Source organism: Flavobacterium marginilacus (assembly GCF_026870155.1).
GTDB classification, from domain to species: domain Bacteria; phylum Bacteroidota; class Bacteroidia; order Flavobacteriales; family Flavobacteriaceae; genus Flavobacterium; species Flavobacterium marginilacus.
This window is the reverse complement of the sequence record NZ_CP113975.1, coordinates 2,603,636-2,616,733: the sequence shown is the minus strand read 5'-3', so window position 1 is coordinate 2,616,733 and position 13,098 is coordinate 2,603,636. Positions and strand designations below refer to the sequence as shown.

Genomic DNA, 13,098 nt, shown 5'->3' with positions numbered 1-13,098 from the left:
ACTAAAGATACGCTGAATATTACAGTTCAAAGCAAAGTACAATTATTACATAAGAGATTTCAAAATACTATCTTTGCAAAAGACAAAAAAGATTATGACAAAAGGAAAATATATTCAGCTGATACTGATTTTGGGTTCTATGACGGCTCTCGGGCCATTTTCAATTGATATGTATTTGCCCAGTTTTTCGGGCATTGCCAAAGATCTTCACACTTCGGTAACTTTGGTTTCAGAATCACTTTCCAGTTATTTTATCGGAATTTCATTCGGACAGCTGCTTTATGGACCGTTATTGGATCGTTTTGGCCGAAAAAAACCTTTGTTTATAGGACTGTTGGTGTATATTCTGGCTTCTTTGGGCTGTGCTGTGGTGGCTGATATTCATGTGTTTATAGGGCTTCGCTTTATTCAGGCTGTTGGGAGCTGTGCGGCTACAGTTGCAGCGGTTGCCATGGTTCGGGATTTGTTTCCAGTAAAGGAAATACCAAATGTTTTGTCTAAATTAATGCTGGTTCTTGGGCTTTCGCCAATGCTGGCACCAACCATTGGAAGTTATGTAACCACTTATTATGGCTGGCATCCAATTTTTTATATCTTAATGTTCCTAGGAACTTTTGTACTGATTGCATCACAATTGGGTCTGCCGGACAGCCATAAACCAGATCCTGATATTTCGCTGAAACCCAAACCAATCATTGCTAATTTTGTATCAATCATCAAGGTGCCACAGTTTTATACATATGCATTGACGGGATCTATTGCATTCTCTGGATTGTTCACTTATGTTGCCGCTTCTCCAATTTTGTTTATGGATATTTTAAAAGTTGATGCCACGGTTTACGGATGGATTTTTGCTTTTATGTCGGTGAGTTTTATTGGTTCCAGCCAATTGAATTCTATATTACTGAGAAGATTTTCCAGTGAGCAGATGATTTTTGGAGCTTTGACCGTCCAAATAACGATCAGTGTTATCTTTTTGATTTTGGCAATAAATGATGATCTGGGATTGTATGGAACAATGACACTGCTGTTTCTATTTTTGGCCTGTTTGGGGATTTCTAATCCCAATACTGCAGGATTGACCCTCGCTCCTTTTGCCAAAAATACTGGAAGTGCTTCAGCATTGATGGGTGCGACTCAATTAGGAATTGGTGCTTTGTCATCGTTTGCAGTTGGGATTTTTGTAAAAGATTCTATGGTTCCGATGGTTGCAATTATGACCTGCACCACGATTCTTGCTTTTATTGTTTTAAATATTGGCAAAAGAAGAATTAAAGAAACCATTGTGAATACTGGTGATGATGAGATTGTGATTGGGCATTAAAATCCTATTAATATTTTTTCAGAACTTCGAAAAAAGGACTATCAAATTTCATAAAAATAACAGCAATCATTGTACATTAGCAATCCCTTTATATCGAATAATTTTTTAAGAAACACACATTATGAAACACTTTAAAAGCATTTTTTTATTTCTATGCATAACCCACTTTTTCATTGCTAATGCCCAAGAAAACGCCCCTATTAAAGAATTTAATTTTGGTGCAAATACTGATAAAAAAACTGGTACAGTCATAAATAAAACTGTTGCTTATACTAAAGCTGCTGGATACGGATTTGATTTACAATCGGATAAAAATGTGGTGTTTGACGAAAAATCAATATCGGCTAAGAGTCCGTTCTATTTTTCAATGAAGCTGCCAGAAGGTAATTATAGTGTAGAGGTCGTTTTGGGTGGCAGTAACAGCGGTATTACAACTGTGAAGGCCGAGTCCAGAAGACTGATGCTGCGGGAAATTAAAACTGCCGCCAATGAAACTAAAACAATGCGTTTTATGGTCAATGTCAGAACTGCAAAATTTGATATTAACAATACCATTACTCTTAAACCTGCTGAAATTAAAGGACTGAACTGGGATGAGAAATTAACTTTGGAGTTTTTAGGAACATCAATTGTTCAAAGCATCAAAGTCACTCCTGTTTCCAAAATTACAACAATTTATATGGCCGGAGATTCTACTGTGATGGAACATGATCTGGAGCCGTGGGCATCCTGGCCGCAGTTTTTTCAAAATTACCTGACGACAGATGTCGTGATTGCTAATTATGCTTATTCAGGCTTGACGCTCAGGTCTTTTGAATCCACATATCGGTTAGAGAAAATTTTATACTTAATGGAGCCGGGTGATTATCTTTTTATTGAGTTTGGCCACAATGACGAAAAAGCAACAGGAGACGGAAAAGCAGCTTCGGGAGTGTATACAGCTTTATTAAAAGATATTATTGTAAAAACCAGAAATAAAGGAGGTTCTCCAATATTGGTAACTCCAATACAAAGACGTATTTTTAATCCAAATGGGACATTAAAGCCTACTCACGGTGAGTTTCCAGATGCAATGCGAAAAGTGGCTCAAGAGATGCAGGTTCCTTTGATAGATGTTACTAAAATGACAACTTCTTTATACCAAAGCTGGGGTAATGAACTTTCAAAAAAGGCCTTCGTTCATTATCCAGAGAACACCTTTCCCGGACAAATAAGTGCTTTGGCTGATAATACCCATTTTAATAGTTTTGGTGCCAATGAAGTGGCTCGATGTATAGTACAGAATATTAAAAATGCAGGTTTGGATCTTGCTAAAAAAATAAAACCTACAGTTCCTCATTATATTTTTAAAAACCCAGGCAAACCAAGTGATTGGACGGTGCCAATGAGCGCCCGATTTGGAATTGATAAACCTGATGGGGAGTAAAAAATTATCACAAAATTGGCAATATTGCCAAGTCTTTTACCAGCCGTTTTTTATTTTAAGTTTAATTTTTCTATTTTATTTCCAATTGTAAATGCTTTCATTTCACTTTCTAAATTGCTAAATTCATCTTTTAAAACGCTCTTAATAATTTCCCCATTTTTCAATAAAAATATTTCATCGCAAGTGTCGTTTAGTGTCGAAAAAATATGAGAAGAAATTATAATTGATTTCCCCATTTCTTTCAATTTTTGAATTATTTCGGTAATTAATATATTACTATGAATATCAACACCATTAAAAGGCTCGTCTAAAATGAATAATTTATTTTCCTGCAATAATATTGCTGTAAATGCAAGTTTTTTTCTCATTCCCGTCGAGTATTTTATTACATATTCATTCAATGGTAAATCAAAAATGTTTTTTTCATTTAAATCGGTATTTGTTACATTTCTAGCATTGCTTAATAATTGAATATACTCATTACCTGTTATTTTTGAAAAGAAATAAGGTTCTGTTTGTAAATAGCCCAGAAAATCTTTAGGTTTTCCATATTCACAATTGATTACTCCGTTATGTTTTTCTAATCCGGCAATGCATTTGAACAATGTAGTTTTTCCTGCCCCATTTTCGCCAACAATTCCATAAACTTTTCCTTTTTCAAAGTTTAAGTTAATGTTTTTCAAGACTACTTTAGAACCGTATGATTTTGACAAGTTTTCAATGCTGATCATTGTAATATTTCTTTTAATTTTTTCGTTGTTTGAATGTATAAATAAGGAATAATTAGCAATAATAATGGAGGAAGCCACAATGTTAAAGCAAATATAATTCCAAATCTAATATTTAATTTTTCAGGAAAAACGGAATATTTTGCTAACATAGTTGTGAAAATAAATAAATATCCTAAAAATTGAAAACCTAATATTATATCAATTTTTGTATAGAAAAATAGAGATAAACTTATAATTATTGGTAAGCATAAAATGGTTGAATATTGGATAATGTTTTTTAATTTATACCTTATAAATTCTTTTGGGGTCAAAGAAAATATCCAAACATAAAATTCATTTTCTGAATTTGTATAATAATTAAGACAAGAAAGTAAAGTCAGAATTAATGAAAAAATACCCAAATTGAAATTATTAACACTAATTGACATAAATGTCAAAAAATAAGCAAATAAATAGATGAAATAATTTGACCTAAATCCTACTATAAACTCAAACGGATACTTATAAAAAGGAGTTGGTAATGTAAAGCTTGATTTGTTTTTTAAATCTATTAGAGAAAAAAGACAAGCCGAAATAAAAAGTAAAATCGAGCTCAAATATTTTTCTTGAAATAACAAAAAGGCTATAAATACTATTGAAACAATTATGTTTTCGATTATTCTTATTTTAATATACTCTGTTTTAGAATAACAAAGTTTCAAGAAATTGTTTCTGTTTATTTCATTCAATTTTAGTACTAAACTTAAAGCCAATACAATATAAATATATTCAGCAAATTGAGTTTTTTCAAATAATTTCAACGAAATACCAATACATGCAAAAAGACCAACAACATATCCAATTATTGGTTCAATTCCCCATTCGGTTAATTGCCTGTTTATCATTTTGAATTGTAAGATAAAATATTCTTTCATTATTTTTGGTGCGCTAAAATGGTTTGGAGCGTTCTGGTGTCGTAGTTATTCTTTCCTCTGAATTACAGTTCCTCCAAACCTCGCTTCTTGTGCAAAATATTCTTTGCCGTCAATAATACATTCATATTCATTTTTAGTGTCGTCAACTAAATTTCCATTCTTATCTAATTTATCTTTCGTAGCACATTCTCTGCAAATATACTTAGAATATCGTCCGTAATAACTTATTTCTTTATGGCAATTGTAACAATATTGTTTTAACTCTGTTCTTTTATATTCATCACTCCAAACGCTATTTTCCCACTCATTTATTTTGTTGTATTCTGCATAAGTAAAGCTATGGTATTTACGCAAATTATTAAAAAAAGAAATGATATATTTCGCCAGAATAAGTGGTTTTTCTGAGATACTTTGATGATGTCTGTACTTTAAAAACCATTTTTTCATTTCTATATGTTCAGTGGTGTATGAGGTGTACTCCGTTCTATTAGGAGATGAAGCCGTTTTACTCAATTGTGCGTTCGGCAAAATATTTATCGTTTTTTTAGAATGCTACTTTTATAGTTTTTCCGTCAATAAATTTACCTTTAGAAATACTTATTTTAAGTTTTTGCTCTTCAGTAAATCCGATTGTTTCTCCATTTTTTAATGTTACATCAGAAACTAAAATGTAATTGACTAAATTTAGTAACATTTCGTTTACTTCTTCAACTGAATGTTTCGTTTCTATAATTTCAATTTCTGTTTTGTTGAAATCTGCAAGTCCATAAGTGTACATTGAGTTTTTTCTGTTATCAGTTCTGATTCCAAAATAAATCCAATTATATAATGGTAAATTTTCATCATTCATTTCTTTAGTCTGCGATTGATAGAAGTCTTTTTTCAATAAAAGTGTTCTGCCTCCAATATAAATTCCTAATGATTTACTGTTATTTAAAATAGATGAAGCAATTTTATTATAAAGTAAATTTTCTTTAATTGGATTTTTACCAGCATTCATAATAGACAAAATTATATGTCCTTTATGTTTTGTAGCTTCTTCTTTTCCGTTTTCCCAGAAGTAATTATATTCAGCAGTTGTTTCAATTTCGTCTCCAGGAATTGCAATATTCATATTTGCAATTGCAATTTTGTAACCATCAATTTCTAAAACCGAAGTTTCATTATTTGATTCTTTATCATCAATTTCTATATTCCATTTTTCTCTCAACTCAGAAACTACTTTTTTTATATCCATAGAATTTGGTTCTTTTAAAAGAATCATTCCTAAAATATTTTTACTTGTTTCTGATTTTTTTTCTTTACTAAAAAAACTAAATAACCCCATAATTACGATTCCACTAAAAATTAATATTATTACTTTTTTTATTGCACGATTGGAAGAAACCCGAACGGAAAAGAAAAAACCTGATTCGGCTTGGAGTTGACCAAGACCACGCCTATGCATTTAGCCGAACGAGAAAAGGGGGCTGGGCAATTGTACAGAGTTCGATTCTGAGTACCACCATCACTTTGAAACGCTTAAAACAGCGTGGTTATCAATCCTTAACCGATGTTTACATCGAACTCAACCCATCTCTTTGCGAACCGCCGAGTACGTGACGCTCGGTGGTGTGAAAGGCGCACTCCGTTCCTTTAGGGGCGGAGCCGTCTACTCGATTAGCAGCGGTTTTTTAACCACAATATTTTCGGTTTAGTTTCCGCACCGTTTAAGTTGGAAATACATTTTTAAATTAAACATTATGCTAAAAAATAAAATTAAATATAAATTTCTTCATTTTATTGTTTTGTTTTTAAAGAATCGTTTTTACTCTTTAAAATACTGTCTTTTTGATGAGCTAATACGAAATCCTTTATTATTGATTCCTTTTGCTTTATTTCTATCAAAAGAGAATCTGTCAAAACTTTATAATTCTGGATGGTTTGCTCTTTTAATTGCATTTCCTTTTCATCTTTGGTTGTTTCATTGTTTTCTTTGCTGTTTATCCAACTGTTTGAGATAAAAATTGTACATAACAAACCTAAAACCCATAAGGTTCCACTGTCCTGTATGTTTTTAATTTTCGGGTCATTTATTTTTATCCACTTCCACAAATTCATAAGCCACCATTTAATTATAAAAAATAAGTATGGCTTGTAAGGAAAGTTTTTTATTTCGTCATTATTTTTTAAATTGTTATTTATGAGAAATTCAAAGTTCTTTTTATCATACGTACATTTTTGCCATTTACCGTGTTCAAATAATTTTACTCGATAGATTTTATAAAATCTATTGTATGAATACTTAAAATCGTTAATGTTCATATATTTATCATTTCTGTTTCGGTTCTTTAAACTGCCTGCTAACGTGTTGCTACTACAGCGGGTTTGGGGTTAAATTAAGCCTTATTTTCGGATTTGCCAAATAATTCCAGATACAAAACCAACTTTCCATTAAGCCTAATGCCCAAATCCGTTGTAGTAGCTGTTATGCCTTCGTGCTTTCTTCTATATTGGTTTTATTCACTTCCTTTCCATAAATGTCAAGGTTTTTCTCTTTGGAATATATTTTCCAATTCTTTATTAATTCAACAAACTGAATTTCGGTACAATTATCAAATTTTTTTAAAGCAAAATACATTGCGGTTATAGAAATTGACCTAAGCTTTGAGCGATGTCTTTCTTGGCATTTTGGACACCACATCATTGGAGCTTGAATATTTTTTTCGGCTCTAATTTGATTCAGTTTATTATCTAATTCAGCTACAAGTTTAAACTGTTTTGTAATTGTCAAATTTTCTTTCCAATTTTCTTTTAAAAGCTGTTTTAATTCAGGAAACCAAATTGTATGCGCTTCTCCAGTTGACATTTATTTTCTTTTATATTATATAGTCAGTTTCGTGGTTTTCTTTTTCAATATCATTCATCTCTTCGTGTGTCAATCCATACGGTGCACCACCAGAAGTGTATCCCACAATAAAAGCAAAATTTTCATCGCTATCAAATTCAACGTCTTCAGCTTTTATTTCTTTATTTCGTTTACGATTTTTTCTTTCGCTCATCTTTCGGTTTTTTAGCATGAGGCATAACGTTCCCTTGCTACAAGAGGTTTGGGGTTAAATTAAGCCTTATTTTCGGATTTGCCTAAACTTCCCAAGTACAAGACCATTTTCAAATTAAGCCAATTGCCCAAATCTATTGTAGCAAGTGTGTGTGCCCTGCATGAGCAGGACACACGCTGTAAGCTTTGATAAAAATTGAAAAATACAAATTTCCAATTAGAAAACAAATCTTACAGCGTGTTATTTTTCCAGAGGGTGCAAGTCCCTTATGGGCGGATTGAAAACCCGAACCATTAGCACGTCGCAAGGTTGTTAGCTGTGAAGCTAGAATTGAAGGAAGCGAACCGGCAAAATCCGGTACTGACGAACAGAAACTGTATACGAGGCATTTGACAGGGGATAAGCGTCCACACCAACGCAACGTCCGAAGATTACCAAAATCGTTGATTTGTAGATGGCGCAGGAATTGGATGAAGGAAAAAGCTCTTACCAGGGGAGGTCTCTTGAATGTCGAGAACATTAGAAAGAGAAGTCAGCAGAGGTCATAGTACTTGGGGCAACGAGTTGCGAATAGATACCGCACAGGACTCACAAACAAGGAAGGACTGAACGCAAATCTCCAAGAAATTCGATTAGGAAAGTTTACTTAGCCTAATCTTAAAGTAAATTATGGATAGCCCAAAAGGTGTAAAGAGCTTTTGGATGATGATTTGCGAACCGCCGAGTACGTGACCCGTACGCTCGGTGGTGTGAGAGGCGCACTCCGTTCCGTTTGGGGCGGAGCCGTCTACTCGATTAGCCGTTCGTTGCTTTTCGATTTGGTTTTGGCATTCCTAAATTTACAAAGTTTTCAAATATTCTAAAAGGTCTTTTTTGTCTTGGTCATTCATTTTCCAAATTACACCAATGTTAGCTTTTGTCCCGTCACTTTTTATGTCGTTATCAAGAAAACGATACAATAAACTATCGGTATATGGAATAGTAAAATTGTTTCGATTAGAAAGATAGCTAAACTTTATAGAAACTTTTTGCATTGCATCGCCATTTTTTCCGTGACAGGTTTTACAACTATTTACGATTGTTATTCTTGAAGCTTTTTTATCAAGCATTTTTTCACCTTTTAAGTTTTTGCCTGTTTTGTAGATGGTTTCCCCATTTGTAGAAAAAATTTGTCGGTTACAGGAGAACTGCAAAATTGTTATCAAGCTCAAAGAAATTAATTTTATGAATTTCATAAGTTAGATTTTATTTTTTATCAATGCCAAAATTGTCAAACAGAATGTAATAATAGCAGCAACTGTTCTTATGGTGTGGTATTTGTTCCAAGTGTTTTCAAAAAGTACTCTCATTTGAGAAACTTCAGTTTTTGAAGCATTTATAATGGATAAGTTGGCTAATTGCTCATTGAGTGGAACATTACCTAAAATGGTAACTCCCAAAACACCAATAGTATAAACACAAGTAGCTGATAAAAAAAAATAAAATGATATTGCTGTTGAGTTGGATGAACTCAACCAAGTTGCCAAAGGCAATACAATAAAGCTACCCATAAAACTTAAAAACCTGAACTCGATTAATAAAATACAGCCAATTGGTTAGTTTTAATCGTTTCGTATTTCAAAGAAGGTTTTTTAGGCAGAAAATTATAAGCAATTATTCCAGCGATAAGATTTGACAAAAAGTTGGTAAATGAACGATGTCTAGAATGTTCAACTTGGCAAATATTTTTAAGTTCATCGTTAACCGTTTCTATTATTGAACGTTTACGGAGTAAAATTTTATCACTCATTTCCATCAAACTATTTTTCATATTATTTCGAATACTTGTAATTAATTGGATTCCATCAACAAATAATAATTGAGAGAGTTTCTCGCTTATATATCCTTTATCACCAAATAGTTTTCCGAAAATAGCATTCAAAAAGCCCTCATTTTTCAGTGGCTCTCTATCATCTACGTTGGCTTGAGTTACAGCAAAACTTAACAATTCTCCTTTGTCATTAATGATGATGTGGAGTTTAAACCCATGAAACCAGCCCATTGTAGATTTCCCTGTAGTGGCAATACCTTTAAAAACTTTGTTTCTACTGATTCGTTTGTTTTTACAAACTCTAATTGGTGTTGAGTCTACAAACGAAATGCCTGTGCAATTGCCTAAGCAACAGGTTTTGGCAAAAATTGTCATTGGCAAAAGAACACTTTGCATTAGTTCTAAAAAGCGATTATAAGAAACTGTATTAGGAAATTCATTTTGCATATGCTTTTGGACATAAAAAATGTAATAATGCTTGAAACAGCGAAAACCACTCAAATGAAAAAGTAAATAAATTGTAATTACTTCTGATTTTGACATAATCGAAGGACGTTTGGAAGGTTTTCCTAGCAGAAAAGACTGTGTGGTTTTATCAAAATCTTTGCAAAATTCATCAACAATAGAAAAAATATCTGTAATTTTATCAAAACAAATCATAAGGTAGAGTTTAGTTAAATATTTAATTGTCAGAAATTTAAATATACTAAATTTTACCTTTTTCTACAAAATTTTCAACCAAAATTATTAATCGAGTTCAGGTTAAAAAGAAATAAGGATTTTGTATTGCTTTGTTGATTGATTGGAATGATTGTAAATAAAATTCATCTTGTAAGTTTCCCAAACCTTTTATTACGGAACAGTTGTAACCGTAAAAAAGTCCTGCCAATAAACCCGTCAGTACAATTGCAATAAATTGAATGAGTTGGAAGAAATTTAGATTTATTGAACTTTCCATATTCCAGTTTTTAAAGTTTTTGATATGTATTCGTGAAACGATGTAGGCTTTCTGCCTAAAACAGTTTCTATGTCATTGCTCAAGGATTCGTTTCTTCCGTCAAGCACTTCGGTAAATAAATACTGCACTAACCAAATAAAATCTTCTGGTAATTGGTAGGATTGCAATGCAGCCACATAGTCGTACATTTCTATTTCTTGGTAAGCAATTGGTTTGTTTAATGCTGTTGCGATTTGGTTGGTTGTCGATTGAAAAGACAATAGGTCTGTACCAGTAAGTTCGTAGATTTTGTTAGAATGCTTACTGTCCGTTAATGCCGCTACTGCAACGTCTGCAATGTCGTCTGCATCAACAAAAGGTTCTAATGCTTTGATAGTAGGGAGAACAACTTTATTACTTAAAATAGAATCGAGTAAAAAGTTTTCGCTAAAATTTTGCATGAACCAACTTGCTCTAATAATTGTCCAGTTCAGTCCTGATTGAATAACTATTTGTTCACAAGCTTCTGCTTCTTTTTCGCCTCTACCAGACAAAAGCACCAATTGCTTTACATTGTGTTGTTTGGCAATTTCAGTAAATTGTTTGATTTTTTCTATGGATTGCGGTACGGCTAAATCAGGTTGAAAGGTGATGTAAACACTTTGAATTCCAGTAAGGACTTCGTGCCAATTGCTCGGTTCATCCCAATTAAAAGATGGTTGTCCGTTTCTTGAACCTAAACGAATGGGTAATTGAAGATTTTGTAAACGCTCGGCAACTCGTTTGCCTGTTTTACCTGTACTACCTAAAACTAAAATGGAATTGCTCATATTTTTATTGTTTAAAAGTATGATGCAAAATTAAGATAGGGTTAAGTCATAGAATTGTATAAAACCGACAAAGTGGTTTTTCTACTTAAAAGCCTTTGGCGTTTTGCCTGTGAATGATTTAAAAACCTTCACAAAATGAGACTGATCGGCATAACCATTTTTGTAAACGACATCAGTTAGTTTAGAAAAATCCTTTTGAGTTAATTGTTCCATTGAAAGTTGGAATTGAATAATGGAAGAGAATTGCTTCGGTGGAACTCCAACTTCTTCTTTAAATCTTCTTTCAAAAGTTCGTTCTGTCAAATTTATTTGCTTACAAATGCTTCCTATTGCAATTTGTCCTTTGTTTTCGATAATAATTTGAACGGCTTGTTTGATTTGAAAATCAAGTGTTTCTTTTTTGTCTTGGAAGATTTTGAAAAGCAGATTTGATAAAATAGTAATTCTTTTTTCATGTCCCTTACTTTCAATGAGTTGTCTTGTTATTTTGCTGGCACTCTCTAATTGTTGCAAGTCATAGCAACCGTCATTAATATCTTTTGCTGTAACATTGAAAAAACTTTTTAGAACAAATGGATATAATTGAAAAATTATGAGATTATATGATCCATTTATGACTAATTCTATTGGCTTTATGGTTTGTCCGTAAAGGAATAAAAAAGGCATTTGTTTATTGTATGGGTTTACAAATAACCCATTTTCGGTATCTTGTAACATTAATCCGGGATAACCGTCAGCAAAAAATGGAAGCACTGTTTTTAGATTCGGTTCAGCTTCTTCAAATACCAAAATACTCTTTACAAAAAGAGCAATTGATTTATCAGGGTTTAAAGTTTTGAAGTTCATTTTTTGATAAGATATCTACGTGTACAGTGTTGCTCTGCAATGACGGCTAACGTGTTGCTACTACAGCGGGTTTGGGACTAAATTAAGCTCATTCTTCGGATTTGCCAAATCATTCAAATACAAAACCATCTTTCGATTAAGCCAATTGCCCAAATCCGTTGTAGTAGCTGTTATGCGTTCGGCCTTTAGTTTTTCAATAACTCTTCTTTTAAGCTTCCATTTTTATATGCTTCCAAATAAATTTGGGTTTCTGTGCTCAAAGTAATTTTGTTTTCAGGCTTTATGGCATATGTTAAAAATATTTTGGCACCTTCAAGTTGTACTTCTCGGACATCATCTTGGTCTTTATAAATTTGCCCTTTGACAGGTTTATTCTTTAGTGACCTTTGATTTGATTCTTTTTGATGCAAAATATAATTAATCATTGAAATAATATTAAGGAATTTTTGATTCTTATCTTTACTTAATGTTTGATGAAATTTTGTGCCTATCGGTATTCCAAACCAAGTATCTCTATCCATCCAAAAAGCAACGATTTTAGAAGCACCAATAAAGTCTGGGTCTTTTACATCAAGAGTGTTACTCAAAATATAATCTGTTGCTTGAAGTAATAAATTTTCATAATTTTCAAAGTCTGGGTTTGTATCTTTTATCATTTCATTATTAGCTTTTTCGAATTGTGGATAGCAAAAAAATGGAACGAGTATAAGTAAAATTAAGCTTATTTTTTTCATATAACTTTTAGGGGTATTTGCTCTTGGCTGACGCATAACGTCCCCTTGCTACAAGAGGTTTGGGATTAAATTAAGCCTTATCTTCGGATTTGCCTAAACTTCCCAAATACAAGACCATTTTTAAATTTAGCCAAATGCCCAAATCTATTGTAGCAAGTGTGTGTCCTGCATGAGCAGGACACACGCTGTAAGCTTTGATAAAAATTGAAAAATACAAATTTCCAATTAGAAAACAAATCTTACAGCGTGTTATTTTTCCAGAGGGTGCAAGTCCCTTATGGGCGGATTGAAAACCCGAACCATTAGTACGTCGCAAGCTGGTTTACCGTGAGGTATGCAGTGAAGGAAGCGAAACGGCAAAATCCGGTACTGACGAACAGAAACGTCATAGGAGGCAAGTCAGCGAGGATAAGCGTCCACACCAACGCAACGTCCGAAGATTACCAAAATCGTTGATTTGTAGATGGCGCAGGAATTGGATGAAGGAAAAAGCTCTTACCAGGGG

16 protein-coding genes are annotated in these 13,098 nt (G+C 32.8%); 3 read left to right on the top strand and 13 right to left on the bottom strand.

Features of this window, described 5'->3' with window-relative positions; translation table 11 throughout:
- Positions 1 to 94: 94 nt before the first annotated feature.
- Entirely contained in the window at positions 95 to 1,324 is a 1,230-nt protein-coding gene (locus OZP07_RS11275) for a multidrug effflux MFS transporter (protein WP_194641730.1), read from the top strand.
- A 121-nt stretch (positions 1,325 to 1,445) separates the two neighbouring features.
- A complete protein-coding gene (locus OZP07_RS11270) occupies positions 1,446 to 2,750 on the top strand; it encodes a rhamnogalacturonan acetylesterase (protein ID WP_281638413.1) in 1,305 nt (434 codons plus the stop codon).
- A gap of 50 nt (positions 2,751 to 2,800) precedes the next feature.
- Here the strand turns inward: OZP07_RS11270 and OZP07_RS11265 are convergent, their stop codons facing one another.
- Genes OZP07_RS11265 through OZP07_RS11250 form a run of 4 tightly spaced genes read right to left on the bottom strand, consistent with a single transcriptional unit; the run spans position 2,801 to position 5,659 of the window.
- On the bottom strand, positions 2,801 to 3,481 hold the full coding sequence (locus tag OZP07_RS11265; RefSeq protein ID WP_281638412.1) for an ATP-binding cassette domain-containing protein: 681 nt from the start codon (positions 3,479 to 3,481) through the stop codon (positions 2,801 to 2,803).
- Positions 3,478 to 4,395, bottom strand: coding sequence for an ABC transporter permease (locus tag OZP07_RS11260; RefSeq protein ID WP_281638411.1), 918 nt, complete (start codon positions 4,393 to 4,395; stop codon positions 3,478 to 3,480). Before OZP07_RS11260 ends, OZP07_RS11265 begins: the two co-directional genes overlap by 4 nt.
- Before the next feature lie 45 nt (positions 4,396 to 4,440).
- Positions 4,441 to 4,923: a hypothetical protein gene (locus tag OZP07_RS11255; RefSeq protein WP_281638410.1), complete on the bottom strand. Its 483-nt coding sequence runs from the start codon at positions 4,921 to 4,923 to the stop codon at positions 4,441 to 4,443.
- A gap of 16 nt (positions 4,924 to 4,939) precedes the next feature.
- A complete protein-coding gene (locus OZP07_RS11250) occupies positions 4,940 to 5,659 on the bottom strand; it encodes a DUF4261 domain-containing protein (RefSeq protein WP_281638409.1) in 720 nt (239 codons plus the stop codon).
- 104 nt (positions 5,660 to 5,763) lie between these two features.
- Here OZP07_RS11250 and OZP07_RS11245 point away from each other — a divergent pair, with 104 nt between their 5' ends.
- Entirely contained in the window at positions 5,764 to 5,997 is a 234-nt protein-coding gene (locus OZP07_RS11245; protein WP_432419556.1) for a hypothetical protein, read from the top strand.
- Positions 5,998 to 6,174: 177 nt separating this feature from the next.
- Here OZP07_RS11245 and OZP07_RS11240 read toward each other — a convergent pair whose 3' ends face one another.
- The 9 genes from OZP07_RS11240 to OZP07_RS11200 form a co-directional block, all read right to left on the bottom strand.
- A complete protein-coding gene (locus OZP07_RS11240; protein WP_281638408.1) occupies positions 6,175 to 6,699 on the bottom strand; it encodes a hypothetical protein in 525 nt (174 codons plus the stop codon).
- A gap of 163 nt (positions 6,700 to 6,862) precedes the next feature.
- Positions 6,863 to 7,243 carry a hypothetical protein gene (locus OZP07_RS11235; RefSeq protein ID WP_281638407.1) on the bottom strand — a complete coding sequence of 127 codons (381 nt, stop codon included), beginning with the start codon at positions 7,241 to 7,243 and terminating at the stop codon, positions 6,863 to 6,865.
- 10 nt (positions 7,244 to 7,253) lie between these two features.
- Complete coding sequence (locus OZP07_RS11230) at positions 7,254 to 7,436, bottom strand: hypothetical protein (RefSeq protein ID WP_281638406.1); 183 nt, start codon at positions 7,434 to 7,436, stop codon at positions 7,254 to 7,256.
- An 839-nt stretch (positions 7,437 to 8,275) separates the two neighbouring features.
- On the bottom strand, positions 8,276 to 8,671 hold the full coding sequence (locus tag OZP07_RS11225; protein WP_281638405.1) for a c-type cytochrome: 396 nt from the start codon (positions 8,669 to 8,671) through the stop codon (positions 8,276 to 8,278).
- 3 nt (positions 8,672 to 8,674) lie between these two features.
- Complete coding sequence (locus OZP07_RS11220) at positions 8,675 to 8,986, bottom strand: anthrone oxygenase family protein (RefSeq protein WP_281638404.1); 312 nt, start codon at positions 8,984 to 8,986, stop codon at positions 8,675 to 8,677.
- A gap of 23 nt (positions 8,987 to 9,009) precedes the next feature.
- Positions 9,010 to 9,906 carry an IS982 family transposase gene (locus OZP07_RS11215; RefSeq protein WP_281635207.1) on the bottom strand — a complete coding sequence of 299 codons (897 nt, stop codon included), beginning with the start codon at positions 9,904 to 9,906 and terminating at the stop codon, positions 9,010 to 9,012.
- A gap of 282 nt (positions 9,907 to 10,188) precedes the next feature.
- Positions 10,189 to 11,013, bottom strand: coding sequence for an NAD(P)H-binding protein (locus tag OZP07_RS11210; RefSeq protein ID WP_281638403.1), 825 nt, complete (start codon positions 11,011 to 11,013; stop codon positions 10,189 to 10,191).
- 81 nt (positions 11,014 to 11,094) lie between these two features.
- Entirely contained in the window at positions 11,095 to 11,859 is a 765-nt protein-coding gene (locus OZP07_RS11205; RefSeq protein ID WP_281638402.1) for a helix-turn-helix domain-containing protein, read from the bottom strand.
- Positions 11,860 to 12,044: 185 nt separating this feature from the next.
- Positions 12,045 to 12,593 carry a hypothetical protein gene (locus OZP07_RS11200; RefSeq protein ID WP_281638401.1) on the bottom strand — a complete coding sequence of 183 codons (549 nt, stop codon included), beginning with the start codon at positions 12,591 to 12,593 and terminating at the stop codon, positions 12,045 to 12,047.
- Positions 12,594 to 13,098 lie beyond the last annotated feature (505 nt).

Bases quoted from the DNA above. Each gene is read 5' to 3' on its own strand.
- OZP07_RS11215 (WP_281635207.1), bottom strand. From the start codon at position 9,906: ATGATTTGTTTTGATAAAATTACAGATATTTTTTCTATTGTTGATGAA.
- OZP07_RS11265 (WP_281638412.1), bottom strand. From the start codon at position 3,481: ATGATCAGCATTGAAAACTTGTCAAAATCATACGGTTCTAAAGTAGTC.
- OZP07_RS11205 (WP_281638402.1), bottom strand. From the start codon at position 11,859: ATGAACTTCAAAACTTTAAACCCTGATAAATCAATTGCTCTTTTTGTA.
- OZP07_RS11270 (WP_281638413.1), top strand. From the start codon at position 1,446: ATGAAACACTTTAAAAGCATTTTTTTATTTCTATGCATAACCCACTTT.
- OZP07_RS11235 (WP_281638407.1), bottom strand. From the start codon at position 7,243: ATGTCAACTGGAGAAGCGCATACAATTTGGTTTCCTGAATTAAAACAG.
- OZP07_RS11225 (WP_281638405.1), bottom strand. From the start codon at position 8,671: ATGAAATTCATAAAATTAATTTCTTTGAGCTTGATAACAATTTTGCAG.
- OZP07_RS11220 (WP_281638404.1), bottom strand. From the start codon at position 8,986: ATGGGTAGCTTTATTGTATTGCCTTTGGCAACTTGGTTGAGTTCATCC.
- OZP07_RS11260 (WP_281638411.1), bottom strand. From the start codon at position 4,395: ATGAAAGAATATTTTATCTTACAATTCAAAATGATAAACAGGCAATTA.
- OZP07_RS11240 (WP_281638408.1), bottom strand. From the start codon at position 6,699: ATGAACATTAACGATTTTAAGTATTCATACAATAGATTTTATAAAATC.
- OZP07_RS11210 (WP_281638403.1), bottom strand. From the start codon at position 11,013: ATGAGCAATTCCATTTTAGTTTTAGGTAGTACAGGTAAAACAGGCAAA.
- OZP07_RS11200 (WP_281638401.1), bottom strand. From the start codon at position 12,593: ATGAAAAAAATAAGCTTAATTTTACTTATACTCGTTCCATTTTTTTGC.
- OZP07_RS11250 (WP_281638409.1), bottom strand. From the start codon at position 5,659: ATGATTCTTTTAAAAGAACCAAATTCTATGGATATAAAAAAAGTAGTT.
- OZP07_RS11275 (WP_194641730.1), top strand. From the start codon at position 95: ATGACAAAAGGAAAATATATTCAGCTGATACTGATTTTGGGTTCTATG.
- OZP07_RS11230 (WP_281638406.1), bottom strand. From the start codon at position 7,436: ATGAGCGAAAGAAAAAATCGTAAACGAAATAAAGAAATAAAAGCTGAA.